Source organism: Arthrobacter sp. FW305-BF8, from assembly GCF_021789315.1.
In the GTDB taxonomy this organism is placed as follows: domain Bacteria; phylum Actinomycetota; class Actinomycetes; order Actinomycetales; family Micrococcaceae; genus Arthrobacter.
In genome coordinates, this window is the sequence record NZ_CP084561.1 from 2442451 (window position 1) to 2465695 (window position 23245).

At 66.0% G+C, this 23245-nt stretch carries 21 protein-coding genes and 1 pseudogene; 8 read left to right on the forward strand and 14 right to left on the reverse strand.

Translation table 11 applies throughout. The features are described 5' to 3' along the window. Window positions 1-302 precede the first annotated feature (302 nt). Window positions 303-854 carry a hypothetical protein gene (locus LFT45_RS10875; RefSeq protein WP_236808740.1) on the forward strand — a complete coding sequence of 184 codons (552 nt, stop codon included), beginning with the start codon at window positions 303-305 and terminating at the stop codon, window positions 852-854. Here the strand turns inward: LFT45_RS10875 and LFT45_RS10880 are convergent. Then, window positions 838-1140 (reverse strand): hypothetical protein, encoded by a 303-nt coding sequence (locus tag LFT45_RS10880; RefSeq protein ID WP_236808742.1) that lies wholly within the window; start codon window positions 1138-1140, stop codon window positions 838-840. The genes LFT45_RS10875 and LFT45_RS10880 overlap by 17 nt on opposite strands. Before the next feature lie 248 nt (window positions 1141-1388). Between LFT45_RS10880 and ribA the strand changes: the two genes are divergently transcribed. After that, the gene (gene ribA / locus LFT45_RS10885) at window positions 1389-3245 is read left to right on the forward strand and encodes a GTP cyclohydrolase II RibA (RefSeq protein ID WP_236808744.1); all 1857 of its coding nucleotides are present in this window, start codon (window positions 1389-1391) and stop codon (window positions 3243-3245) included. Window positions 3246-3289: 44 nt separating this feature from the next. Here ribA and LFT45_RS10890 read toward each other — a convergent pair whose 3' ends face one another. The 9 genes and pseudogenes from LFT45_RS10890 to LFT45_RS10930 form a co-directional block, all read right to left on the reverse strand. After that, a complete protein-coding gene (locus LFT45_RS10890; RefSeq protein WP_442863624.1) occupies window positions 3290-4471 on the reverse strand; it encodes a cytochrome P450 in 1182 nt (393 codons plus the stop codon). Then, a complete protein-coding gene (gene bioD / locus LFT45_RS10895; RefSeq protein WP_236808748.1) occupies window positions 4471-5148 on the reverse strand; it encodes a dethiobiotin synthase in 678 nt (225 codons plus the stop codon). The genes LFT45_RS10890 and bioD overlap by 1 nt, the downstream gene beginning before the upstream one ends. Then, window positions 5145-6302, reverse strand: coding sequence for an 8-amino-7-oxononanoate synthase (locus LFT45_RS10900; protein WP_442863625.1), 1158 nt, complete (start codon window positions 6300-6302; stop codon window positions 5145-5147). Before LFT45_RS10900 ends, bioD begins: the two co-directional genes overlap by 4 nt. Window positions 6303-6310: 8 nt before the next feature. Next, entirely contained in the window at window positions 6311-7702 is a 1392-nt protein-coding gene (locus tag LFT45_RS10905; protein WP_236808757.1) for an adenosylmethionine--8-amino-7-oxononanoate transaminase, read from the reverse strand. A gap of 14 nt (window positions 7703-7716) precedes the next feature. Next, window positions 7717-7962: a biotin synthase auxiliary protein BsaP gene (bsaP, locus tag LFT45_RS10910; RefSeq protein WP_236808759.1), complete on the reverse strand. Its 246-nt coding sequence runs from the start codon at window positions 7960-7962 to the stop codon at window positions 7717-7719. Further along, on the reverse strand, window positions 7959-9008 hold the full coding sequence (bioB, locus tag LFT45_RS10915) for a biotin synthase BioB (protein ID WP_236808761.1): 1050 nt from the start codon (window positions 9006-9008) through the stop codon (window positions 7959-7961). Before bioB ends, bsaP begins: the two co-directional genes overlap by 4 nt. A 307-nt stretch (window positions 9009-9315) precedes the next feature. Further along, a pseudogene (locus LFT45_RS10920) lies at window positions 9316-10637 on the reverse strand (aldehyde dehydrogenase family protein); the annotation flags it as partial. A 24-nt stretch (window positions 10638-10661) separates the two neighbouring features. After that, window positions 10662-11465: a MoaF C-terminal domain-containing protein gene (locus LFT45_RS10925; protein WP_236808763.1), complete on the reverse strand. Its 804-nt coding sequence runs from the start codon at window positions 11463-11465 to the stop codon at window positions 10662-10664. Between the two features lie 76 nt (window positions 11466-11541). Then, window positions 11542-12978, reverse strand: a complete 1437-nt coding sequence (locus LFT45_RS10930; RefSeq protein ID WP_236808765.1) for an APC family permease — start codon at window positions 12976-12978, stop codon at window positions 11542-11544. Window positions 12979-13190: 212 nt separating this feature from the next. Between LFT45_RS10930 and LFT45_RS10935 the strand changes: the two genes are divergently transcribed. After that, on the forward strand, window positions 13191-13799 hold the full coding sequence (locus LFT45_RS10935) for a TetR/AcrR family transcriptional regulator (protein WP_236808766.1): 609 nt from the start codon (window positions 13191-13193) through the stop codon (window positions 13797-13799). A gap of 15 nt (window positions 13800-13814) precedes the next feature. Here the strand turns inward: LFT45_RS10935 and LFT45_RS10940 are convergent, their stop codons facing one another. Together LFT45_RS10940 and LFT45_RS10945 are read right to left on the reverse strand one after the other, a co-directional pair. Then, entirely contained in the window at window positions 13815-15122 is a 1308-nt protein-coding gene (locus tag LFT45_RS10940; RefSeq protein ID WP_236808768.1) for a flavin monoamine oxidase family protein, read from the reverse strand. Window positions 15123-15157: 35 nt separating this feature from the next. After that, window positions 15158-15511 (reverse strand): cupin domain-containing protein, encoded by a 354-nt coding sequence (locus LFT45_RS10945; RefSeq protein WP_236803242.1) that lies wholly within the window; start codon window positions 15509-15511, stop codon window positions 15158-15160. 115 nt (window positions 15512-15626) lie between these two features. On the opposite strand from LFT45_RS10945, the gene LFT45_RS10950 reads away from it, so the two are divergent. The 4 genes from LFT45_RS10950 to LFT45_RS10965 all read left to right on the forward strand — a co-directional run bounded on the left by LFT45_RS10950 (window position 15627) and on the right by LFT45_RS10965 (window position 19339). Next, window positions 15627-16211, forward strand: a complete 585-nt coding sequence (locus tag LFT45_RS10950) for a TetR/AcrR family transcriptional regulator (protein ID WP_236803243.1) — start codon at window positions 15627-15629, stop codon at window positions 16209-16211. Window positions 16212-16225: 14 nt separating this feature from the next. Continuing rightward, a complete protein-coding gene (locus tag LFT45_RS10955; protein ID WP_236803244.1) occupies window positions 16226-17377 on the forward strand; it encodes an amidohydrolase family protein in 1152 nt (383 codons plus the stop codon). 37 nt (window positions 17378-17414) lie between these two features. After that, the gene (locus LFT45_RS10960; RefSeq protein ID WP_236803245.1) at window positions 17415-18761 is read left to right on the forward strand and encodes a hypothetical protein; all 1347 of its coding nucleotides are present in this window, start codon (window positions 17415-17417) and stop codon (window positions 18759-18761) included. A gap of 113 nt (window positions 18762-18874) precedes the next feature. After that, window positions 18875-19339: a phage tail protein gene (locus tag LFT45_RS10965; RefSeq protein ID WP_236803246.1), complete on the forward strand. Its 465-nt coding sequence runs from the start codon at window positions 18875-18877 to the stop codon at window positions 19337-19339. Window positions 19340-19427: 88 nt separating this feature from the next. Here the strand turns inward: LFT45_RS10965 and LFT45_RS10970 are convergent, their stop codons facing one another. Then, a complete protein-coding gene (locus tag LFT45_RS10970) occupies window positions 19428-20015 on the reverse strand; it encodes an HhH-GPD-type base excision DNA repair protein (protein ID WP_236809272.1) in 588 nt (195 codons plus the stop codon). Window positions 20016-20082: 67 nt separating this feature from the next. Between LFT45_RS10970 and LFT45_RS10975 the strand changes: the two genes are divergently transcribed. Beyond that, window positions 20083-21021 carry a 5'-3' exonuclease gene (locus LFT45_RS10975; protein ID WP_236803247.1) on the forward strand — a complete coding sequence of 313 codons (939 nt, stop codon included), beginning with the start codon at window positions 20083-20085 and terminating at the stop codon, window positions 21019-21021. 42 nt (window positions 21022-21063) lie between these two features. Here LFT45_RS10975 and LFT45_RS10980 read toward each other — a convergent pair whose 3' ends face one another. Beyond that, a complete protein-coding gene (locus tag LFT45_RS10980; protein WP_236803248.1) occupies window positions 21064-23223 on the reverse strand; it encodes an amylo-alpha-1,6-glucosidase in 2160 nt (719 codons plus the stop codon). Window positions 23224-23245 lie beyond the last annotated feature (22 nt).

Genomic DNA, 23245 nt, shown 5'->3' on the forward strand with positions numbered 1-23245 from the left:
GGCGCGCTTGGATACCTCGCCGCTTCTGTCCCACCCAGAATGGCGAGTGCCGGTTCCGCCGTTGCCCTCCCCATTCTTGCCGTGCAGCAAATACATGATGTCGCCATGGGAGGAGCGCTTGTCGCGGCGTCACTGCGGCCCTGGGCTCTGTAGCCGTACGCGCCGTCGGGCTTCGTCCCCATGCGCGCACCGCGGGTTCACCCTGGCAGGCGGTCAAGGCCGGTCTGCACAGAATCTCCAGCCACCGTCCGTTAGCGGTGATGACCGCTGCGTCCACACTCAGCCAGTTTGGCCAAGGCGGATTGGCAATCGCAGCGGTTGCACTCTCGATCGAACGGATCGGTTCACCCAGGGACGGGGCAGCCGTCGTGACAGCCTTCGCCATCGGCAGCCTTCTCGGCGCCGTCGTCGAGACGGCGCGGCCCACGCGCAGGCGCCCCCATGTAGTCATGATGGCGGGTTTCTTCGCCACCGGGTTGCTGACCATCGCTGCCGCGCTGGATTTCGGGACACCCTGGACTCTCCTCACCATAGGACTGTCGGGAGCCTTCACCGCATCCTCGACTGCGGCGATGCTGTTTCTGCGCAACAGGCTCAGCCCGCAGTACCTCAGATCCCAGATTTTCACGGTCAGTGCAGGCCTGCGCGTGAGCGCCACGGCCGCCGGTGCAGCGCTGGCAGGCGCGGCCACAGGATCGGGCGGCGCCATTATTCTGGGCGCAGTGAGTGCCATGTGGATTGTGTCGGCAGCACTCATGATCGCCTACCCGCCGAACACTCAGGATGACAGGCAGCTGCCCTCCGCCCGGTGGGGGAGGGCAGCGGAGGCCTGTACTTTTAGACGCCGGGTTTAGTGCGAGAACCCGGCCGCCGTCTCGGTGAGGGACTTCCCTTTGGTTTCGGGAGCGAGCCGACCAGGATCCCGAGCAGCGAGGAGGCAACGGTCAGTCCCTCCCACAAGGGTGTAAAGCTCAGCTCCGTGGAGATGGTGCCGATAACCGTGCCAATGATCCCGAGGATGTAGCCGTCCAGGAACATTCCTCCGACCAGGACAGCTGTCAGCCTGGTCAGGAAGCGGCGCTTAGGGGCCGCCGCCGCGGCATCGTCTGTGCTTAGTCTGAGGTTCTTGATGGAAGACACCTGTGGCTCCTTGGATTCAGGGGTGGCGACGTGGATTTCCCCTTCATCGTTGGAGAAGGGCGTGCTCGTGTGGTCTGATCTGGCCGGGCAAGTCTGGAAGATCAGGGCGCTTAAGCACGGGTAAATTCTGCAGCGGCGGGCGGTTTACCGGTAGCGGTGTCGATCGGCAGATTACTTGAAGCTTTAACCAACCGGCGCTATGGTTAGTTTAAGCTTCAAGCAATCTCCTGGAATATCGAGGACCTCTGATGACCGCTTGTGTTGAAACCGCTGTGCAGGATGCGTCCCTGCCCTTTGCCACCGTCCGCAGCCAGGTGACTGTGCCGCTGCGCTTTCCCGACGGTTACAGCACGACTGCCGACGTGCTGACGTTTCGCGGCCTCGCGGACGGCAAGGAGCACCTGCTGCTCGCCCTGGGCCAGTGGGAGCAGACGCTCCTCACCCATGACGTGCCCTTGGTCAGGCTGCACAGCGAATGCATGACCGGCGACGTGTTCGGCAGCCAGCGCTGTGACTGCGGACCGCAGTTGCGCGAGGCTGTCGAAGAGATCGCCGCAGCAGGCGGATTCCTGCTCTACCTCCGCCAGGAGGGCCGCGGCATCGGCCTCTACTCCAAGCTCGACGCCTACGCCCTGCAGGACACGGGCCTTGATACCTACGACGCCAACCTGGCTCTGGGCCACGGCGAGGACGAGCGCGACTACACTGCGGCCGCACAGATGCTCGGCGCCCTCGGAGCCACGAGCATCCGCCTCCTGAGCAACAACCCGGACAAGGCTGACCAGTTGACGGCCCTCGGTATCGACGTCGCCGAACAGGTTCCCACCGGTGTGTACCTCTCGCCGGCCAACCACAGTTATCTGGCCGCCAAGCGGGACCGCACCGCACATACGCTGGAACTTTCCAGGGCCGACGTCGGGCACGTACCGCCGGTGCCGGGTGGCACCATCCCTAGCCACGACGAGATGCTCAGCCGCATCGACGGGCTGGTTCCCCGGCTGCGGGAGCGGGCAGAGGAAACAGAGCGGCTGCGCCGCCTCCCCGAATCCACCATGACGGACCTGAAGGAGTCCGGGGTGTTCCGGATCCTGGCTCCGCTGGAGCTGGGCGGCTACGGCATGGGCGCGGAAACCTACGCTGAGGTCATCCGGCGGCTTGCCCGGGGATGCGCGTCGACGGCCTGGACCGCCGGACACCTGATCGAGCATGTCTGGATGCTGGCCCGCTGGCCCCGGCAGGTCCAGGACGAAGTGTTCGCGGGCGGGCCTGCCCCGCTGGCCGCGGCCACGGGTGCTCCCGTAGGCTCGGCCAGGAAGGTCCCGGGAGGATTCTCCGTCTCCGGCCACTGGAGCTTTGCGTCCGGGGTCATGCATGCGGAGTGGGCCCTGCTGGCGGTGCAGTCCGACGGCGTCCGCCTGCAGTGCCTAGTCCCGGTCGCCGAGCTGGAGCTGCTGGATGCGTGGCACACGGCCGGGCTGCGGGGGACCGGCAGCAACGATCTCCGGGCGGTGGACCTTTTTGTTCCGCAGCACCGGGCCATGGATTGGGCACTGCTGAGCGCAGCGGACAATCCCGGCAGCCGAATCCACCCGGACCCGATGATCCACACACCCATGGCCACGCTGCTGAACCTGGTGGCACCCGCTGCCGCGCTGGGAGCCGCCGAGTACGCCGTCGAGGTCTTTCGGGAGAAGATGCTGGTGCGCAAGGTGAAGAACACCGTTGACAACCGGCAGGCGGATTCACCGCTGGCGCAGGCCCGCTTCTCGCAAGCCTACGGAACGGCGGCCACGGCGCGCCTGCACTGGCGGGAGGCTCTCAGCATCGTTTCGTCGTCACTTGAGCGCCAGCCGTCAGGTCTGACTGACGACGAGCGGGCCAAGTACCGGCTTTCCCTTGCCCTCAGCGGCGAGGCAGCGGAGGAAGCAGTGCGGCTCGCCGTCTCGGGCTCGGGCGGCAACGCCCATCGGCTTTCGCATCCGCTGCAGCGCATCCAGCGCGACGTGAATGTCCTCCTCAACCACCCGACCCTGAGCCGTGATCCGATCCTTGAGCAGGCGGGCCGGGGTCTGCTGAGCCTGGGGTTTACCGTGCCGTCCTTCTAGCCCGGGTTCCTTCTGGCCCCGACCCGTTTTGGCCGGTAGGCCGGTCAGCCAGGCCGGTTCATCACGCTGACCGTTCGGGGTGCCTGGAAGGACAGGTGCCGGATCCATGCCGGCTCGTGGTCCCGCAGTTGGATCCCAGGCAGCGCCGCCGCGGCTTCCTGGATGATGACGATGGCCTCCAGTTCGGCGAGCTTGGCCCCGAGGCAGCGGTGGATCCCCGAACCGAAGATGAGGCCGGTCGAAGATCCGGGTCCGGTTTGGAACTGCCGCCCAGGGGTCTCGAATCCGGCGGCTGCCGTGATCCGGTTGCCGGACAGTTCAAGGAGGATCTCGGTCCCGGCGGGGATCCGGTTATCGCCGATGCTGGTGTCGTGTGCGGCCACGCGGCGCCACGTGGGGACGGATGATTCGGTGGCGAGCACATGCCTCACCGCGGACCTGGCGCCGCCCTCCGAAGCGGCGTCCTTCCAGCCCGCGGCCGCAGTACACTCCAGCAGCCGGAACAGCGTGGTACTGATCAGCTGGGTGGTGGTTTCCTGGCCGGCGATCAGCAGGAAGTAGCCGAGCGAGCACATCTCGGTCCTGGACAGGCCATGCTCGGCCAGTGACTTGAACAGGTTGCGTCCGGGAGCCGCCATGGATTCGGCCACGAGCCGGCGCAGCCAGGCGTAGAATTCGGCGGCGCTGCGAGCCAGCTCAAGCTGCCGGTCCCCGTCGGGCCAGCCCCAGAACAGTTCCATGGAGTCCAGCCCCCAGCGCTTGAGGTCGGGAAGATCCCGCACGGGCAGCCCGAGGAGTTCGAGCATCACGACCGCCGGGGGAAACGCCGCCACCCTTTCCACGAGGTCCGTGTGGCCGGTCCGGGCAAGCTGGTCCGCGGCGTTGCCCGCCGCCTGCCTTGCCAGTTCGCGGATGCGCGGTTCCATGGCGACTACGGTGGCCGGCGTGAAAAAGCCAGCCACCACCTTGCGGATTCCGCCGTGCGACCCGGTGTCGTTGCTGGCCAGGACCGGTGGCAACGCAAAGCCCACACGCTGCAGCACGCGGAGGGCCGGTCCCTCCAGTGGCGTCACGGCCACCAGGGCATTCGCCGGGCTGAAATCGGCAGGCCGGTGCAGGACGTCGCGGACCGATTCAGGGTCCCGGACCACGAGGTAGGGGCACCGGGCTGAGCCGTCGGGAGTTTCCGTCGGAGCCGGCGGCAGAGCCTTACTGGACGCCGGCATCATGCGGGCAACCCGTTCAGCCATGCTGCCGCGCCGGCCCGAAAATCGGCCGGGGAGAGTTCCGCGGCCTGCTCGGGAAGAGCCCCAAGGAGGGGAACAGGAAGTGTGCCGAGCACCTGCCGGTTGGTGTGCTGGACTGCGCCGGGGCTAAAGGGCCAGCTGCCGAGTACGACGCCGAGGACATCCAGTCCGCGGCTGGACAGTGCCTCGAGGGTCAGGGCGGTGTGGTTCAGCGTCCCGAGCCCGGGCCTGGCGACGAGCACAAATGCCGCTGCCAGCAGCGACCCGAGGTCCGCCAGGGTGCCACCGTGGGAATCCAGTTCCACGAGGAGGCCACCGGCGCCCTCCACCAGGACGTGGTCGTGGGAAGCAGCGAGCCCGCATATCCGCCGTGCGTGCGAAGCCAGCGCAGGCAGCGGGGCCCCGTCCACGGCGGCAGCAGCGACGGGTGCCATGGCCTGCTGCAGCACGACGCCGGTTTCAACGGTCAGAGGGCCAGCGAGCCGGACGATTTCGGCGGCGTCAGAATCGCCGTCCGCGGCACCCGACTGGCACGGCTTGTAAACCGCGACGCTGCGCCCCTTTCCTTTCAAGGCGGCGGCGAGGGCCGCCGTCGTGATCGTTTTGCCGACGCCGGTATCCGTTCCGGTGACCAGAACGACGGGGGACAGGTTCATGGAAGTTCCTCCAAAATGCCGCGCAGCACTACGCAGCTGTCTTCGATTTCTTCGGGCGTGAGGGTGGCGCGGGCCGTGAGCCGCAGCCTCGAGATCCCGTCCGGAACAGACGGCGGCCGGAAGCAGCCGACCCGTACACCGGCCAGGCGTGCGGCCTCGGCGGCAGCCAACGCCGATTCCGCTGACGGCATCCGGATGGACTGGACTGCCCCGGCTGTCCGGTCGGGGGCGGCGCCCAACCGGGCGACGGCAGGGGCGAGCCCGGCGGCAAGGGCGGCTGCATTGCCGTGGACGGATCCCGCCCGCCACGGTTCAGCCCTGATGATCCGCGCCGCGGCGAGGGCCGCTGCGGCGGACGCCGGAGCCAGCCCGGTGTCGAAGATGAAGCCGCGGGCCCTGTTGACGATGTGTTCCCGCAGCAGCGCGGATCCCAGGACGGCTCCGCCCTGGCTGCCCAGGGCTTTCGACAAAGTGGCCGTCACAACCACGTTGGCATGCCCGGCCAGGGCGGTCCCGGCCACCGAGCCGCGGCCCTGGAAGCTGCCGGAGCCGGTGACGCCGAGGCTGTGGGCCTCATCGATAAGCAGCACGGCGTCGTGCTGCTCGGCCAGGGTCAGCAGGTCAGCGAGCGGCGCCTCGTCACCGAGGACGCTGTAGACGGATTCGACGGCGATCATCGCCCGTGGTTCTTTACGGCTGGCGAGCAGGCGGCCGGCTTCCTCCACAGTGTTGTGGACGAACGACTCGGTGCGGGAGCGGCTGAGCCGGAAACCGTCGATCATCGAGGCGTGGCAGTGCTCGTCCGCGAGGATCAGCGTCCCGGGACCGCCCAGCGCCGTGATCACCCCGATGTTGGCCAGATAACCGGAGGAAAAGACCAGTGCCGCTTCCATCCCGGCCAGCACGGCCAGTTCCTGCTCGAGCTCCAGGTGCAGCTGCGTGGTACCGGCCACCAGGCGGGACGACGTGGCGCCGGCGCCCCACAGCGACGCGGCCGCCGCGGCTGCCCCGGCAACCCGCGGGTCTGTTGAAAGGCCGAGGTAGTCGTTGCTGGCCAGGTCGATGAACTCTTCGTGCGCGGCGCGGGGGAGCGGGCGGCGGACCTGCCCCCGGCGTTCCCTGACCGCGGCCTGCCGCTCAAGCCACTCTGTCATTGCGCCGCTCATGACGTACTCCCGGAGTGGGCGGAAACGCGTTCATGTACCTGGGCGTCATCTACCTCGGCTTCGTGAACTTCGGCGACGGCTGCGGTCATTCCAGCCGTGATCTGTGCGATGTCCGCCGCGGTGCTGATGTACGGCGGCATGCTGTAGACAAGGTTCCGGAACGGGCGGACCCAGACGCCGTGGCGGAGAGCTGCCGCCGTGACGGCGGTGACGTCGACGGCGTCGTGCAGCTCGATGACCCCCACGGCGCCGAGAGCCCGCACGTCCCGGACGGCCGAAAGTTCCCGGGCAGGTGCCAGCCCGGAGGCCAGGCCGGTGCCGATCCGGGCGACGTCGGCCTGCCAGCGGCCGCTTTCAATGATGCCGAGGCTGGCGTTGGCGACGGCACACGCCAGCGGATTGCCCATGAACGTGGGGCCGTGCAGCAGGGCACCGGCCTGGCTGCCGGAAACAGCCGCGGCCACCTCAGCGGTGCAGAGCATGGCGGCGAGGGTCAGGTACCCGCCTGTCAGGGCCTTGCCCACGCACATGATGTCCGGCACGACGCCGGCATGATCGGCCGCGAACAGCTGGCCGGTGCGGCCGAAGCCGGTGGCGATCTCATCAAAGATGAGCAGCAGCCCGTGCCGGTCCGCGACCTCCCGGAGCGATGCCAGGCATTCGGCCGGGTACGCGTGCATGCCGCCGGCGCCCTGCAGCACCGGTTCGACGACGATCGCGGCCAGTTCCGCGTCGTGCGCCGCCGCCAGCTCCGCCACCTCAGTTGCCCACGCCTGCACTGCTTCGGGTGTTGCCGACGCCGCCGCCGGAGGACGGGGCGCAAACACGTTGCCGGCGAGCAGCCCGGGGAAGGCCGAGTGCATGCCGTCCACGGGATCGCAGACCCCCATGGCAGCAAAGGTGTCGCCGTGGTAGCCGCCGCGGAGGCTGAGGAACCGCTGCCGCCGCGGGTGGCCGCCGGCGGTCTGGAACTGCACCGCCAGCTTGAGCGCCACCTCGACGGCCACCGAGCCCGAGTCCGCGAGGAACACCCGCTCCAGCCCGGACCGGCCGGGGGCACCCGGGGCCATGGCCACCAGGCGCTCGGCCAGTTCCACGGCCGGGGCATGGGTCAGCCCGCCGAACATGACATGGCTGAACTTGTCCAGCTGCTCTTTGGCGGCGGCATCGAGCACCGGGTTGCGGTAGCCGTGGATCACGGACCACCACGAGGACATCGCATCGATCACCTCGTGGCGGGTGCCGTCTTCACCGCGGAGCCGCAGCCGCACGCCGTCGGCCGCCTCAGCCTCCCACAGCGGAAGGCTGGGAGAGGCCGGCGCGTAAGGGTGCCACAGCCGTGCGCGGTCCCGCTGGATAAGGTCAGTCTGCTCCGAATCCTGCGTCACGATTGAACCCTGCGTCACGGGACCAGCACCCCGTGGCGGGAACACTCCGCTGACCAGCCCAGCGGCGTGACCTGGACCTTCATCCGGCGCCGGCAGGCGGCGCAGTAGCGCGGCGGTTCCATTGCCAGGCGTGCGCGGCAGTTCCGGTGGGCGTACGACGGCGGCCCGTCGCCGCCGTCGTACGGCTCACCACAGTGCCCGCAATAGGCGGCTTCGGTGGTTGAGCCCGTCGAAACCCGGGCAGTCGAAACCCCGGTCATAGCGTCTTCTGGAGTTCCTTGATCGGCATGTTCAGCTCGACCAGCAGGTTGAGGTCCGCCGTAGCCGGCCGGCCGAGCGTTGTGAGGTAATTGCCGACGATCACGGCGTTGATGCCGCCGAGCAGCCCGTTCCGTGTGCCGAGGTCGCCGAGGGTGAGCTCGCGGCCGCCGGCGTAGCGCAGCACTGTCCGGGGCATGGCGAACCGGAAGGCGGCGATGGCGCGGAGGGCATCCTTGCCGTCCATGATGCCTTGGTTTTCGAGCGGGGTTCCGGGGCGGGGGTTGAGGAAGTTCAGCGGCACCTCGTGGGGTTCGAGGGCGGCGAGCTGGGCGGCGAGTTCGGCGCGCTGTTCCAGAGTTTCGCCCATGCCGATCAGGGCGCCGCAGCACAGTTCCATACCGGCTGCCTTGACCATGTTGCAGGTCTCGAGGCGTTCCTCGTAGCTGTGCGTGGTGACCACTTCCGGAAAGTAGCTGCGTGCCGTTTCCAGGTTGTGGTTGTAGCGGTGCACTCCCCATTCGGCGAGCTGGTCCACCTGGCGCTGGGTGAGCATCCCGAGCGAGCACGCGATGTTGATGTCGACTGCCTCGTTGATGCGGTCGATCGCGAACTTGATCTGGTTCATGAGCTTGATGTCGGGGCCGCGGACGGCGGCGACGATGCAGAACTCGGTGGCACCGGTCGCCGCGGTTTCCTTCGCGGCCTTGACCAACTCGGGGATGTCGAGCCACACACCGCGGACGGGGGAGTCGAACAGGCCGGACTGGCTGCAGAAATGGCAGTCCTCCGGGCAGCCGCCGGTCTTGATGGAGATGATGCCTTCCACCTCGACGTCCTCGCCGCAATGCTTGAGGCGTACTTCGTGGGCCAGTTGCAGGGCGGCGGGAAGGGCCTCGTCCGGAAGGCGGAGTACCTCCTCAAGCTGCTCCTGAGTGAGCCCGATGCCGTCCTCGAGGACCTGCTGCCTGGCGGTTTCGAGGATGGGGAAAGTGGCCGGGATGGTCGCGTGGCTTGTGGCTTTGCTCGCGTCTGCCTGGATCGTCATTGATGGGTCCTTTGCGTGTGATGGCTGCGGATATTCCTCCGAACCGACGCTAATTCCCCATCGAGGGCAAGATTTTGTGGGGTCCCGACAAGCAGGTCAGCGCGACATTGGTCGGGTCCCACTCTGGTTATCTGCTTGGTGGCGTGCCGAAAGGGCCGCCGTCGCGGTTGGCGACGGCGGCCCTTATGTTTCGTTGGCCTGGGCTAGGCGTTGATGGCTACCCATTGATGACTTGGGGGACGCCGAGGTGTTTGAGGCCCTCGACGCCGAATTCGAGGCCGTAGCCGGATTGTTTGGCGCCGCCGAAGGGGACGCGGGGGTCTACGGCGCCGTGTTTGTTGATCCAGACGGTGCCGGCTTCGATGCGGGCGGCGACTTCGCGGGCCGCGGTGAGGTTGGGGGACCAGACGGAGGCGCCGAGGCCGACGTCGAGGGCGTTGGCGTACTCGATGGCCTGGTCGATGGTGCTGTAGCGGATGATGGGCAGGGCGGGGCCGAACTGTTCTTCGGCGACGAGGGGGTTGTTGTTGTCGATGTCGGCGACGAGGGTGGTGGGGTAGAAGTAGCCGGGCTGGCCGGGGTCGGGGTTGCCGCCGAGCAGGATCCGGGCGCCGGATGCTTTCGCTGCGTCGACGAGGTTGGTGACGATGTCGTACTGGGCTTTGTTCTGCAGGGGGCCGAGGACGTTGTTTTCGTCCAGGCCGTTCCCCATGGGCATGGCTTGGCAACAGCGGTGAGTTCTTCGCAGACGGCGTCGTAGATGTCGTCGTGGACGTAGAGGCGCTTCAGCGCCGCGCAGGTTTGTCCGGTGTTGATGAAGGCGCCCCAGAAGAGGCCTTCGGCGATGGTTTTGGGGTCGGCGTCGGGCAGGACAATGCCGGCGTCGTTGCCGCCGAGTTCGAGGGTGAGGCGTTTGACGGTGTCGGCGGAGGACTTGATGATCGCCTTCCCTGTAGTGGTGGAACCGGTGAACATCAGCTTCCCGACCGCGGGGTGTTCGGCCAGGCGGGCTCCGACTTCGCGGTCGCCGGAGATGGCGGTCAGGACGCCGTCGGGGAGTTCTTCGTTGAGGACCTTGATCAGGGCCAGGACGGAGAGCGGGGTCATTTTGGAGGGTTTGACCACAGCGGTGTTGCCCATGCGGAGGGCTGGGGCGATCTGCCAGATGGTGATCATCATGGGCCAGTTCCACGGGCCGATGGCGCCCACGACGCCGATGGGTTTGTAGTGGAGCTCGGCGTAGGTTTCACCGTCGTCCACCACAACTTCCGGGTCCAACGGGGTGCCGGCGGCAGCCCGCAGCCACGCGGCGCAGGCGCCGACTTCGAAGCGGGCGTTCGGGCCGTTGAGGGGTTTGCCCTGCTCGCGGGAGAGCAGCTGGGCGAGTTCCTCGGCGGAGCGTTCGACGGCGTGGGCGGCCTTGAGCAGGGCGGCGGAGCGGGCGTCGTGGCCCAGTGCAGCCCACGCGGGCTGGGCGGCGACGGCTGCGGTGACGGCGGTTTCGAGGTCCGCAACGGTGTGGACCGGCGCCTCGCCGACGACGCCGCCGGTGGCGGGGTCGAGAATGGTCCGGCCCTCCTGGCCCGGCGCTGCCGAGATGCTGGCAAGCAGTGAATCGTAAGTTTTCATTGGTGTTCCTCGTGGGGTGGCCGGTTAGTGCTTGTGGTTGTCCTGCGGGTATTCGGTGGTGTTCAGGATGCTGAGGCGGGAGTCGAAAGGCAGGATCACCGGTTCGGCCGCGGGCTCGTCCCAGCCGAACATCCGCCCGATGGAGCGTTGCTCGCGCAGGTCGATGAGCAAAACCGCCTCAACGGTCATGACTTTTTCGGCCCAGAAGAACAGGTAGAGGTCCTCGCCGACGTTGAAGGTCAGGCAGCGGTCGGTGTCGGCCAGTCCTGCCTCGCCGCCACGGAGGCAGTGCCACGTGAAGGTGCCGGCGTTGAGGTAGATGTGTTCGTAGGTTTCGACGTCGCTGTAGCGGTAGTAGATGCGCTTGCCGACCAGTCCGCCCGAGCGGGAATGCACGGCCGCGGCTCCGTCCACGTTTCCGTGGTTGAACGTGGTGGTGCTTCGGACCTTGCCTCCTTCGGCGATGAAGGAGCTGATGGCTGTTGTGACGGCGCCGGTGTTCCGGTCCAGGATGATGGTGACATTTTCAGCGTGGCGGCCTTCTCCCTTGACGAAGTCGATGATGAAAATGCCCGGGCGCGCTTCGATTGCCTTGTATCTGGCTGCACCCTGGTCCCCGTTGCCGTCGGTCGAAGTCCATGTGAGGGAATGCGCGTCGTGGAAGGTGTAGGCGGTTGTGCCGGCGCCGCCGTCCTGGGGGATGTGCAGTGCGGTGCCGGTCAGGGCCGTGGAGGCGGGCAGGGTCTGGTCGCCGAATCCGTCGAGCATGGTGGCCACGGAGGGCCATTCGTTCTCGGGAACGTAGTCTTGGATGTCAGTCGCGGTCATGGTTTTCCTTTGGTTGAGCTTGGTTCTTGAACGGTGCGGTTCGTTGAGCGGGTGGTTCGTTGAGCGGGTGATGGCCTCAGACGATTTCGGAGGCGTAGTCGATTGACGGTTTCTGGGCTCCCCGGACTATTCCTGCGACGAGGACGAAGGGGATGCCGAGGAGGAGCCAGCGTGCAACACCGCCGGCGCCGCCGAGCAGGGCATCGTAGTTGTCCAGGGTCAGGTAGCCGATGATGATGAACGAAATGAAGGACAGGACTGGCGCGATGACGGTCACCCAGGGGTTGCCGCGAATCTTCGCCCTGGCGAAGAAGACGATGATCGCCGCGGACGTCAGGAGGAGGATGCTGATGAAGCCGGCGGTTCCGAGGGCGACGAACCATGCGAACACAGTGGTGATGGGGTCAGCCCCGGAGACCAGGAAGGCGCTGATGATGGCGAGGACCACGAGGCCGTTGACCAGCCCGGCGAACCTCGGGGCGCCGCTCTTTGAGACTGATGCCAGTTTTGCGGGCAGCGTCCCGGCGCGTCCCAGGGCGAAGAGATACCGGGCGAACATGTTGGCCAGGCCCAGCATCATGGCAATGAAACTGGTGACGACGAGTATCTGCATGGACAGGCTGAGCCACGAGCCGGCGCTGGACTGGGCGAGGTCGAAGATCATGCCGGCAGGGTTGGCTGCGGCTTCGGACTGGACCCGGTCAATGCCGATTGCTCCGCTGATGGCCCAGGTCGAAATCATATAGAAGAAGCCAACGAAGGCAATGACGAGATACGCCGCGCGGGGAATCGTCTTGCGCGGGTTCACCGCCTCTTCGGCGAAGACGACGGTCGCCTCGAAGCTCGTGAAGCAGGCAAAGGCGAACAGCAGCGAGATGCCGAGTCCGGGTCCCACAATGTTGGCGCCGGTGAACCCGTCGAAGGTGAAGATCCCGAACCCCTTTTGGGCGATCAGCGAAACGACAAGAGCGGCAACGACGAGGGTTTCGCCCAGGATCAGCACGCCCAACACCTTGAGGCTTGCATCCACGCCCTTCATGGTCAGGGCGGTGGCCAGCGACAGCACGGCGACGATCCAGAAGTATGGCGGTAGCCCAAGTCCCGTCAGGGTCACGGCGAGTTGCTGGGCGAAGACGCCGAACTGGGACCAGAGCCCCACTTGGAGGCTGACATAGGTCAGGATCGCGATTCCTGCCCCGCCTGTGGCCCACTTCGTGCCCAGTCCCTTGGCGATGTAGGCGACAAATCCGCCCGCGTTGGTGATGCTGTGGCTCATCCGCAGATATCCCACGGAAAACAGGGCCACGAGAAGGGCAGCGATGACGTAGATAACAGGGGTTCCGGGTCCGCTGGCCGCGAACAGAACCGGGCTCGCGCCGACAACGGCCGCCATGGGCGCGGCGGCAGCGATCGCAAAGAAGGCCACTGCGATGACGCCCAGCTTATTCGGGCGCAGGCGGACAGGGCTGGTGACCGTGTCCTGAGCGGGCATCTGTCCGGTTTGTTGGTTCATGATGTGGCTCTTTCGCCAGGGCAAGGACTCACGAGTCATGCCGATGAGTAAGTGTGGGTACCGGTTGAAGGCGCACTCCCTCGTGCGCGTCTTCGGAAAAAGCGATTGTGACCAGCGGAACGTGAGCCGCATCACGAGCAAAACTCTACAAGTGTTTAGTTCTGGGTGTCAAGGGTCCCAGTCAGGCGTGCCGGCGGGGCTAGAATCGGCTCATGAGCCTGGATTCCCAACGTTTGCCCTACGGGGATGGCCGCGATGCACTGCTGGCAGCGGTCATTGATGTTGTTGCCGAGAAGGGCCTGCGGGGAGTCACTTACCGTTCTGTTGCCTCCCGGGCAGGTGTGAATCACACGCTCATTACGCATCACTTCGGTTCGATCGAAGGTTTGCTCGCGGCCACCCTTGAGTGGGCTGTGCAGCGGTCCATTGATGAAACCGGGCTTGCCCGGGTAGCGGATTTCGACGAACAGTTCGCCGATGCGCTGCTGGCCTCCGTAGCCTCTGAGCCGGAATTGCAACTGTTCCAGTTTGAAATGCTTCTTGAAGCCCGGCGAAAGCCGGAGCTAAAGGCCCTTCTGGACCGCCTTTATGACAACTACATCTCAACCGTCGAGACGGCCCTCCGTCAGCGTTCCCTCGATACGGACGATGAACTTTCCCGGGCGGTGTTCGCCGCGCTCGACGGACTGATGCTCCAGTTCCTCACCTTTGGAAATCCGGGGAAGATCAGATCCGCCGTCGTCCAGGTCGGCAGACTGCTCGAACGTTCGGGCGCAGCCGGCGACGCGAACGCCGCCGGCCTCTCCCCGGCTAAGAAGTAGCGCGCGCCTGGAAAATCAGGCGGCGGCTCCGTTCAGGATGCTCCGGGCTGCTTCCAGCCCGCTTTCGATGGCCCCGTCGATGAAGCCGCCCCAGCCGTTGGCATAGTCCGACCCTGCGAACAGGAGGCTGCCGTGCGGCTGCTGGAAACCGGGGAGGGATTCTGTCAGGAAGCCCGGCCGGTGCATGGGCCACGTTTCACCTGACAGCGGGTCGCTGGTCCAGTCGTGGCTGGCTACATCGAGTACGTCAAGGTCCGGCGCGAGCAGGTCAAGGGCGGCCTGGACCTGCCGGGCATCGGTGGCATCCAGGCGCGCCGTGTCCGGTCCGAAGGCAACCAGAATGGTGTTTCCATCATGGTCGTATTCCGCCTGGACGAAGTTCAGCGGCCACTCGGCGGATCCGAGGGCAACGAACGGCTTCACCTCGCCCTTGACGGTGATCCAGACCTTGATGCCCTTGGAGACCTGGCCTTCAGAGATGCTCTTCCGGCTTGCCGCGGGAAGCGGCGGGTCGAACGCGACCGCGCCCATGGCTCCGAGCGGAAGCGTGCAGACCACGTGTGCCGCGTGGAATTCCTTTCCGTCGGTGGTCATGACGGTGGGGTGGCCGTCCGCGTAGGTAACGGCCGAAACGGTCGTTCCGGGGCGGACGTCTGTTCCGGCGGCGATGCCGCTGATCAGCTTGCCGGTCCCTCCCTCGATCTTGAAGGTGGCGCAGGCTTCGAAGTTGACCATCCAGTCTCCGTTGGTGAGCGCCACCCACCGCAGGGCCTGGGTGAACGCAGCATCGTCGATCGGCCCGTTGAAGTTCAGCGCCCAGAATGATTCCAGGATGTCGCGGGAGTAATCGGTGATTCCTAATTCCGCAATTTTCCGCGGCAGGGAAGCATGATCAATGCCCTTGACATCAGGGTTGGTGAACGGGGCGAAAGGCTGCGGGAAGTACTCGCGCGATTGTTCCACCAGCTTCCGGTTGGACGCATCGATTTCACTCAGCAGCTGATCCGGACTGCCCTCGTGCCGTGTACCGCCGGCCCACCAGTAGGCACGTTCCGGAACAGGGCTCTGAACGGCGCCGATGCCGTAGCGCTTCATCTCCGCCCATACATAGGGCTGCGTCCAGTGTACCCACGTGCCGCCTATTTCCAGGGGGCGGCCGAGGCGGTCATCCAGCCAGGTGCGGCCGCCGATGCGCTCCCTTGCTTCGAGAACGATAACGGACAAACCCGCCTGGCGCAGTTCACGGGCAGCAGTAAGGCCGGCGAAGCCTGCGCCGATGATGACGACGTCGGCCTGCCGGGTGTTGTTGATGGTGTCAGTCATGGTGAGCCTTCTGTTTCAGATCCGCTTGCTGTCGGTCAGGAGTAGACGAAGAACTCGGTGGTGTCCTCGACCACAGTCCACCGGGTTTGGGCTCCCTTGTTGAATGAAGCCGCTGAACCTGCCTTCAGGTCGAAGCTCTCGCCGCCCTGCACCTCGATGCGCAGGTGGCCTTCGATGATGTGGATGGTTTCGTCCGCCTCGATCAGCAGGTCGAAGGGTTCGGGGGCCTCCTCGGTAGTGACGTGCCAGAAACCTGCGGACAGTGCTGGACGGTCGCCGTCTCCGGGGCGTCGAACCCACTGGACCTGGCCCAGAATGAAGGGCTCGTACTTCTGCGGATCAAAGGCACCGTGGACGGTGAACTCGATGGCGTTCGTGGATGTGGACATTCGATCCTCCTGGGATAAACAACTCTGCAATTGCTTAGTTGTGCGTTGCATCACAGCTAAGCATCCGCTGAGGTTTGGAGTCAATACGCTGCGCCCAGCGGCTAGAATCGGTCACATGAGCGGGCAGAAACAGAACAGCTACGGCACAGGCCGCGAAGCTTTGCTCGCGGCAACCGTGCATGTGGTGGCGCAAAAGGGCCTACGGGGCCTGACCTTCCGTGCTGTTGCCGAGCACGCCGGCGTCAACAACACCTTGGTGGTCCATCACTTCGGCAAGCGGGACGCCCTCATCGAAGCCGCACTGGAATGGTCCGTGCAGCAGTCGATCGGGCTGTCACAGCTGGAGGCACTGCCCGCGACCGAGGAGGAGTTCTGCCAGTGCATCCTGTCGCTGATTGAAAACAACCCCGATATCCAGATTTTCCAGTACGAAATGATCCTTGAATCGCGGCGGCGCCCCGAACTGGCGGGGCCTGTGCAGCATCTGTACGAAAGCTACATTGCGGCGCTTTCTGACGGCCTGCAGCGCATCAACTTCGGCGGCCCGGAGGGCGCTGCCCAGGCCGCGTTCGCGGCGCTGGACGGCCTGGTCCTGCAGCTTCTGGCCGGAGTGAATCCCAAAGGCGTCGAGGCAGCCATCCGCTACCTCTGGGCTGCTTTGGGCGGACGGGTGAACACTCCGGCGGTCAACGCCAGCTGAATCGGAGGCAGTCCATGACTGACACCAGCACGCGCGGAATCGACCTGCCCCTGATCGATCACCACAGCCATGGCGTCGTCGACACCCAACTGAGCGACGACGGGTTCAAGAGCCTGGCCACCGAGTCCGACTGGCCGGGACCGGCAGGCACGGACAGCCTTGATTCGCCCTTCGGGCTGGCGGTGCGGCGTTTCTGTGCGCCGATCCTCGGACTCGAGCCACGTGCGCCACTGGATGACTACCTTGCACGGCGCAGGAGCGTCGGCGCCGCGGAAGCCAGCCGACTGCTGCTTCGCAGCACAGGGACGTCCGACTACCTTCTCGACACCGGCATCCGGGATGCACGGCTTCTTGGCCCCGGTGAGATGGCGGCGCGTGCTGGAGCCCGTACCGCCGAGATCGTCCGCATCGAGAGGGTCGCGGAGGACCTCGCGGCGGAGTCCACGGCAGCCGGCTTCGTTGCGAAACTTCCGGCGACCCTGGCCGCCAGAAGCCGCGAAGCGGTGGGGCTGAAATCCATCATCGCCTACCGTCATGGTTTCGACATTCCCGCCGAACGGCCGTCCGGGCCCGAAGTGCTCAAAGCCGCTGACGAATGGTTCCGCACTGCGGAGAGAACCGGCACCTTCCGAGTCACGGACCCGGTCCTGCTGAGGTTCGGGCTCTGGTCCGGAATCGATGCAGGCCTTCCCCTTCAGCTCCACACCGGATACGGCGACGGCGACATTGAGCTGTTCCGGGCTGATCCATCCCGGCTCACCCCGCTCTTCCGCGCCACCAGAACACTGGGCGTCGATTTCATGCTGCTGCATTGCTACCCCTTTATCAGGGAAGCCGGGATCCTGGCCCAGGTCTTCCCGCACGTCTACCTGGACACGGGTCTGGTATCGCACTACCTTGGCCCGAGCGCCTGCACAGCGATCCGCCAGGCGATGGAGATCGCACCGTTCAGCAAGGTTCTGTACTCATCGGACTCGTATGGCCTTGCCGAGCACTACGCTGTCAGTGCGGCCAGCTGGAGAACGGAGTTCGCGGCCCTCATGGACGAATGGATTGCCTCGGGCTGGGCAACAGCTAAGGACACCGAGAGAATTGCCACGATGGTGGCCTCGAAAAACGCGGAGCGTGTCTATACCCTGAGCGCCTCAGCCAACCTGAGCGCCTAAGGCCAGCGCCGGTTGCCCGGACGACGGAAGGAAAGCTGTGACTTCAAATCCCAAGGCAGACTTGGATCTCCAGCAAGTCAGGGCTCTTGTCATTTCCCACCTGGACAACGCGGGTGTGTCACGGGTCAAGGTTTTGCCGGGACCCAGGGTCGAGGGCGCCTTCCACCACGGCTGCGGCGTCTCAGTCAGCGTCGGTGTCCTGCTGGCCGCTGACGATCACGTCACCCGATCATCCGGGATCGATCCCATAGTCGGTGACCTGCGCGGAATGCCGGACCGCTCGGCAGTTGCCGTCATCGACAAGGCAAGCGGCCTCGCCTGGGCGGCGGCCGACCTGGTGGACATGCAGGGTGTTCCGTTTCCTACCTGCCAGCGCACTGCCCTCAAACGAGTGGCAGCCGAATGGTCAACGGCCGGGCTGGAGATGTCGGTAGGGTTCGAGCTGGAGTTCACCGTGTTCAGCGGTACTCAGGATGCGCCTGTTCTGGCGCACGGTGGTCCGGGCTACAGTGCGGCCGCATTCCTGCAGCTGGAAGCGTGGCATCTGGACGTGCTTGCAGCGCTGGTGGAGGCCGGCGTTCCGGTGGAGCAGATCCACCCCGAGTATGGCCAGGGCCAGGTGGAAATCGCCCTGGCTCCGAGAAGCCCGGTCCGGGCCGTGGACGATTACCTTCTCGCCCGGTTCATCGTCGCCCGGGTTTCCCACCGGCATGGATTGCGCGTTTCCTACTCGCCAATGGCGGATTCCAAAACAGCGACCAACGGCTGCCACATCCATTTCTCCGCGAGAACCAGGGCCGGCAACGTCTTTTACGACGCTGCAGCCGCGACGCAGATGAGCCCGGAAGGCGAGAGCATGATCGCGGGGGTGCTCGGCAGGCTGGCGGAAAGCTCGGCATTGCTGGGCGGAAGCGCCTTGAGCCTGGCCCGGCTACAACCAGAACAATGGGCGGGCAGTTTTGTTTGCTGGGGCACGGGCAACCGCGAGGCCGCCGTCCGCTTCGTACCAGGCCTGAGGGGCGACGGGGACGGGCAATCGAACGCCGAAGTGAAATGCTGCGACGGATCCGCCAACCAGTACCTTGCCGTAGCGGCCATTCTCGCCGCCGCGATGGAGGGCTACAGGAATCGGCTGAAACTGCCTGCGGAGGTCACCGTCGATCCCGGGACATTGAGCGAGGCGGAGAGGGAGCGACTGGATATCCGGGCGTTTGCACCTGACCTGTTCACGGCCCTGGACGATCTTGAGAGCAGCAGTTTCCTCCGCTCCGCTTTGGGCCATGAACTGCTGGACGCCTACGTTGCGGTGCGGCGCGGCGAAGCAGAGCGGTTTGCCAAGCTTGACCGCGAGGCTGTCATCGCTGCCCTCCGCTGGCGCTACTGACTCCCGCGCTACTGACTCAAGCTACTGAATCCAATCGATCAGGAATCGAGAAGCCGGGCTGCAGCGCCGGACATTAGGGTGAGGAGTGCGATGAATCATGATCAGGAGGGCGCATGCCATACACCGTAGACTTCCAGAACGTATCCACCGTCGGTGTGGAATCGTCGCCAGTGGCGGAGCCGCTGGCAGGCCTGCGTGCCAACGAGGCACGTTATTACAAGAACAAGTACGGCCACGCGTTTACCGTCAGGCCCGCCAGTGAGGCGCCCGAAACGCTCGACTGGGTCAACCGCATCCTCTCGGAAGAGCGCAACATCGTCATCTCGTCCCGTCCGCTCGAGGTTACTTCCTTCGAGGTGGACGGTTTCCGGATGGCGTACGTGTTCTACGAATCCGGCCTGTCAATCAACGTGATGTACGGGATCGAGGACGGAGCGAAGCGGGCAGTGGGCTTCAAGCTGTCGCAAGGCATGGAAGTTCCCGAGGAGCTTGCCTCAAACTTCAAGTTCGCGCGGCAAAAGTCGAAGCTGGCCGGCGAGATCCGCGGCTCCTACTTCGTGATCAAGGGCGAGTACTGAGCCTGTAGCGCCAAGGCGACCGGCCGCCGTCGTACTTAACCCCTGTTCAGACTTGACCCCTGTTCAGGCCGGCTGTTCGGCCTGACGGCTATTCGGCGGCCGGCGCCTTCGCTGCCTTGGCGGCGGCCTTGGCTGCCTGCTTGCTGGCGCGCACCTTCGTCAGCGACTCGGGGTCCACGATGTCCGCGACCGAGAGGTACGACCCCTCCTCGCCATAGTGGCCGGCGGCCTCGCGCCAGCCCGGCGCCTCGAGTCCGCGCTGCTTGCCGAGCAGCGCCAGGAAGATCTTGGCCTTCTGCTCGCCGAATCCGGGCAGGGCCTTCAACCTGCGCAGAACTTCTTTGCCGTCGGGTTCGTCCCGGGTCCAGATGGCGGTTGCGTCGCCGTTCCACTCGCTCTGCACGGCCTCGGCGAGCGCCTGGACGCGCCCGGCCATGGAGCCGGGGAAGCGGTGGACGGCCGGGCGCTCCTTGAACACCTCGACGAAGCCTGCCGGGTCATGTTCCGCGACGGCGGCAGGACTGATGGAGCCGATGCGCGTGCGGATCTTTTCGGGTCCGGCGAACGCCGACTCCATGGTCACCTGCTGGTCAAGCAGCATGCCGGTGAGCAGCGCGAAAGCGTCATCGCTGAGCAGTTTGTCGGCGGCCGGGTCGCCGGTGATGTGCAGTTCCATGCGCCCATCCTCCCACTTCCGGCCCGTGTCACAGGCACCGGGCGGTGAATCCGTGTCAGGATCAGTCATGGTCAACCGCCTCATGCTGCTGGATACCGCCTCCCTGTACTTCCGCGCCTTTTATGGCCTGCCTGACACCATCCGCCGGGCCGACGGAACGCCGGTGAACGCCGTCCGCGGCCTGCTGGACATGATTGCGCGGCTCACCACGGACTACGGCGCCACACATCTGGTGGCCTGCTGGGATGACGACTGGCGTCCGCAGTGGCGGGTTGACCTTATCCCGACCTACAAGTCCCACCGGGTAGCCGAGGTGAGGCAGGCTGTCCCGGACGTGGAAGTGGTGCCGGACGCGCTGGAGGCCCAGATCCCGCTGATCCGCCACGTGCTGGGCCTCGCCGGCATCGCCGTCGTGGGCGCTCCGGAGCATGAGGCCGACGACGTTGTGGGCACCTATGCCAGCCACGCCAGCCTTCCGGTGGACGTGGTGACGGGGGACCGGGACCTCTTCCAGCTGGTCGACGATACCAGGCAGGTGCGCGTGATCTACACCGCCCGGGGCATGAAAAACCTCGAAGTCCTGACCGACGCCGCCGTGGTCGGGAAATACCGCGTGCTCCCCGAGCAGTACGCCGACTACGCCACCCTCCGCGGTGACGCGTCGGACGGGCTGCCGGGCGTGGCGGGCATCGGCGAGAAGACCGCCGCGGCGCTCCTCCTGGAACACGGCACGCTCGATGGGCTGCTCGCGGCGGCGGCGGATCCCGGAAGCAAGGTGTCCGCCTCGGTGCGGTCCAAGCTCGCCGCGGCCGCGGACTATCTCAAGGTGGCCCCCGCCGTCGTCAACGTGGTGCGCAACCTGGAGTTGCCCTCCCTTGAGGAAGCCGGCGCGGAACTGCATGCCGTCCGGGGCGGGGCGCGGGAAGAGCTCGAGTGCCTCGCCACCGAGTGGAACCTCGGTGGCTCCGTTCAGCGGCTGCTGCAGGCGCTGGACCGCCGGGCCTAGCCCTACTTGCCTTGACCGGCTCCTACTTACCCAGCCCGGCTCTTACTTACCTAGACCGGCTTCAGCCAGCAGCTCCGTCAGCCACGGCCGGTGTTCGCGGTGGAAGGTCAGTCCTTCCGGCAGCCCCTGCACGGAGGGCTCGGAACCCGTGATGTTGATGGTGATCCTGCCGCCGCCCATGGGAGCGTTGGTGATGTGCAGGTCGCCGTAGGATTCGGGCAGCACGGGATCCAGCCACATGCCGCCCCGGGACACGTGCGCGTCGTACCGCATGAGGCTGGTCACCAGCATGATCGGCGTGGTGGCCGCCCATGCCTGCGGGGAGCACGCCGTCGGATACGGCACTGGTTCGGTGACCTGGTCCCGGCTGAACCCGCAGAACAGTTCCGGCAGGCGCCCGTCGGTGTATTCGGCGGCCTCCAGCAGGGCCGTGGCGATCCGCTGTGCCTCCACCACGAAGCCGTAGCGCAACAGGCCAACCGCGATGATGGCATTGTCGTGGGGCCAGACCGACCCATTGTGGTAACTGGCCGGGTTGTAGGCGCCCATGTCCGTGGCCAGCGTCCGGACACCCCAGCCGCTGAACATTTCGGGGGTCATCAGCCGCTCGGCTACCAGCGGCAGCTTGTCCTCATCCACGATGCCGTGCCACAGGCACTGCCCCATGTTCGAAGTGCACGCATCCACCGGCCGCTTGTTGCGGTCCAGCGCGACGGCGTAATAGCCGCGGTCCGGCAGCCAGAACTGTTCGTTGAACTTCTTCTTCAGCTGCGCCGCCTCTTCGGTGAGCCGCGCCGCCAACGGTGCGTCGCCGGCGTCGTACGCCATCCATGCCCTGGACAGAAACGCGCTGTAGACCAGGGCCTGGACTTCGCAGAGCGCGATGGGGGGCTCGGCCAGCGTCCCGTCCGCGAAGTTGATGCCGTCCCACGAGTCCTTCCAGCCCTGGTTGATGAGGCCCTGGTCGTTGAGGCGCTCGTACTCGACGAAACCGTCGCCGTCCTTGTCGCCGTAATTCCGCACCCAGTCCAGGGCGCGGTCGGCATGGGGCAGCAGCGCTGCAATCGTGTCCTTGGCGAAGCCCCAGCGGCTCACCGAACCGAGCGCCATCACGAACTGCGGCGTGGCATCGACGCTGCCGTAGTAGGCGGATTTGCCGCCCAGCGCCAGCCCGCTGGAGATGCCAAGCCTGACCTCGTGCAGGATCTTCCCGGGCTCCTCCTCGCTCATCACGTCCACCACCTTGCCCTGCCGGTCGGCCAGCGTCTGCAGGGTGCCCAGCGCCAGGGACGGATCCACCGGCAGCGCCATTTCCGAGGCCCACAACGAGTCCCGGCCGAACAGCGTCATGAACCACGGGGCACCGGCGGCCACCACGATGCGCTCCGGATGTGCGGGATCCTCGATGCGGAGCGCGCCCAGATCGTCATAGCTGCGCCGCAGGGTCCGCTCGATGGAACGGTTTCCCATGTGCAGCTTGGGAATCTTGGCCACCCATTCCTGCCGACGGCGGTCGCTCGGTGATACGTCACCGGGCGCGGGACGGATTAACGACGACGGCGGGACCCCGCCGCCGCCGTTGGCGGCCGGCGCGACGCTCACCCGAGAGCTCCAGGCACCGCGCGCCGGGACTAACGTCCGGAAGGTCAGGGAATCGGCGGTGACCTCGGCGCCATGTGCATTGACGACGACGCTCTTAACGAGGTCCTGCCAGCCCGCCTTGATCACCAGGGAGTCGCTCTCAGGCTGGCGGGATTCTTCCCAGCGCCGCTGGACACGCGCCTCCTTCACTTCGAAGAGATCGGCAAAATCCGACTCAACGTTGAGGGAAACGATGCACTCAGTTTCCTTCGAGGAGTAGTTCCTGATGGTGATCTCCTCGCGGATGCCGGCACCGACCTCCCGCAGGCGTTCCACGATCAGGGGACTGTCCGCATAGCCGTCAGAGCGGGGAACGCGGCCAATAAACAGCGCCCGGTAAGGCTCCTTGGTTTCCGCCGTCAGCGCCTCCAGGGGCAGGCCGTTCACTGACAGGTTCCAGCGGGACAGGATGCGGGTGTCCTCATGGAAGACCCCGTGCGGATGCTCCGGGTGAATATCCCCGTTCGCCGAGGAGATACAGAAGGACGACCCCTCCACCAGGGTGACCGTGCCCGACCCCACCGGACCGGCAGCCGTATCAGCGTTCCAGCCAGCAGCCATTCCCGCCTCCTTCGACGGCTCA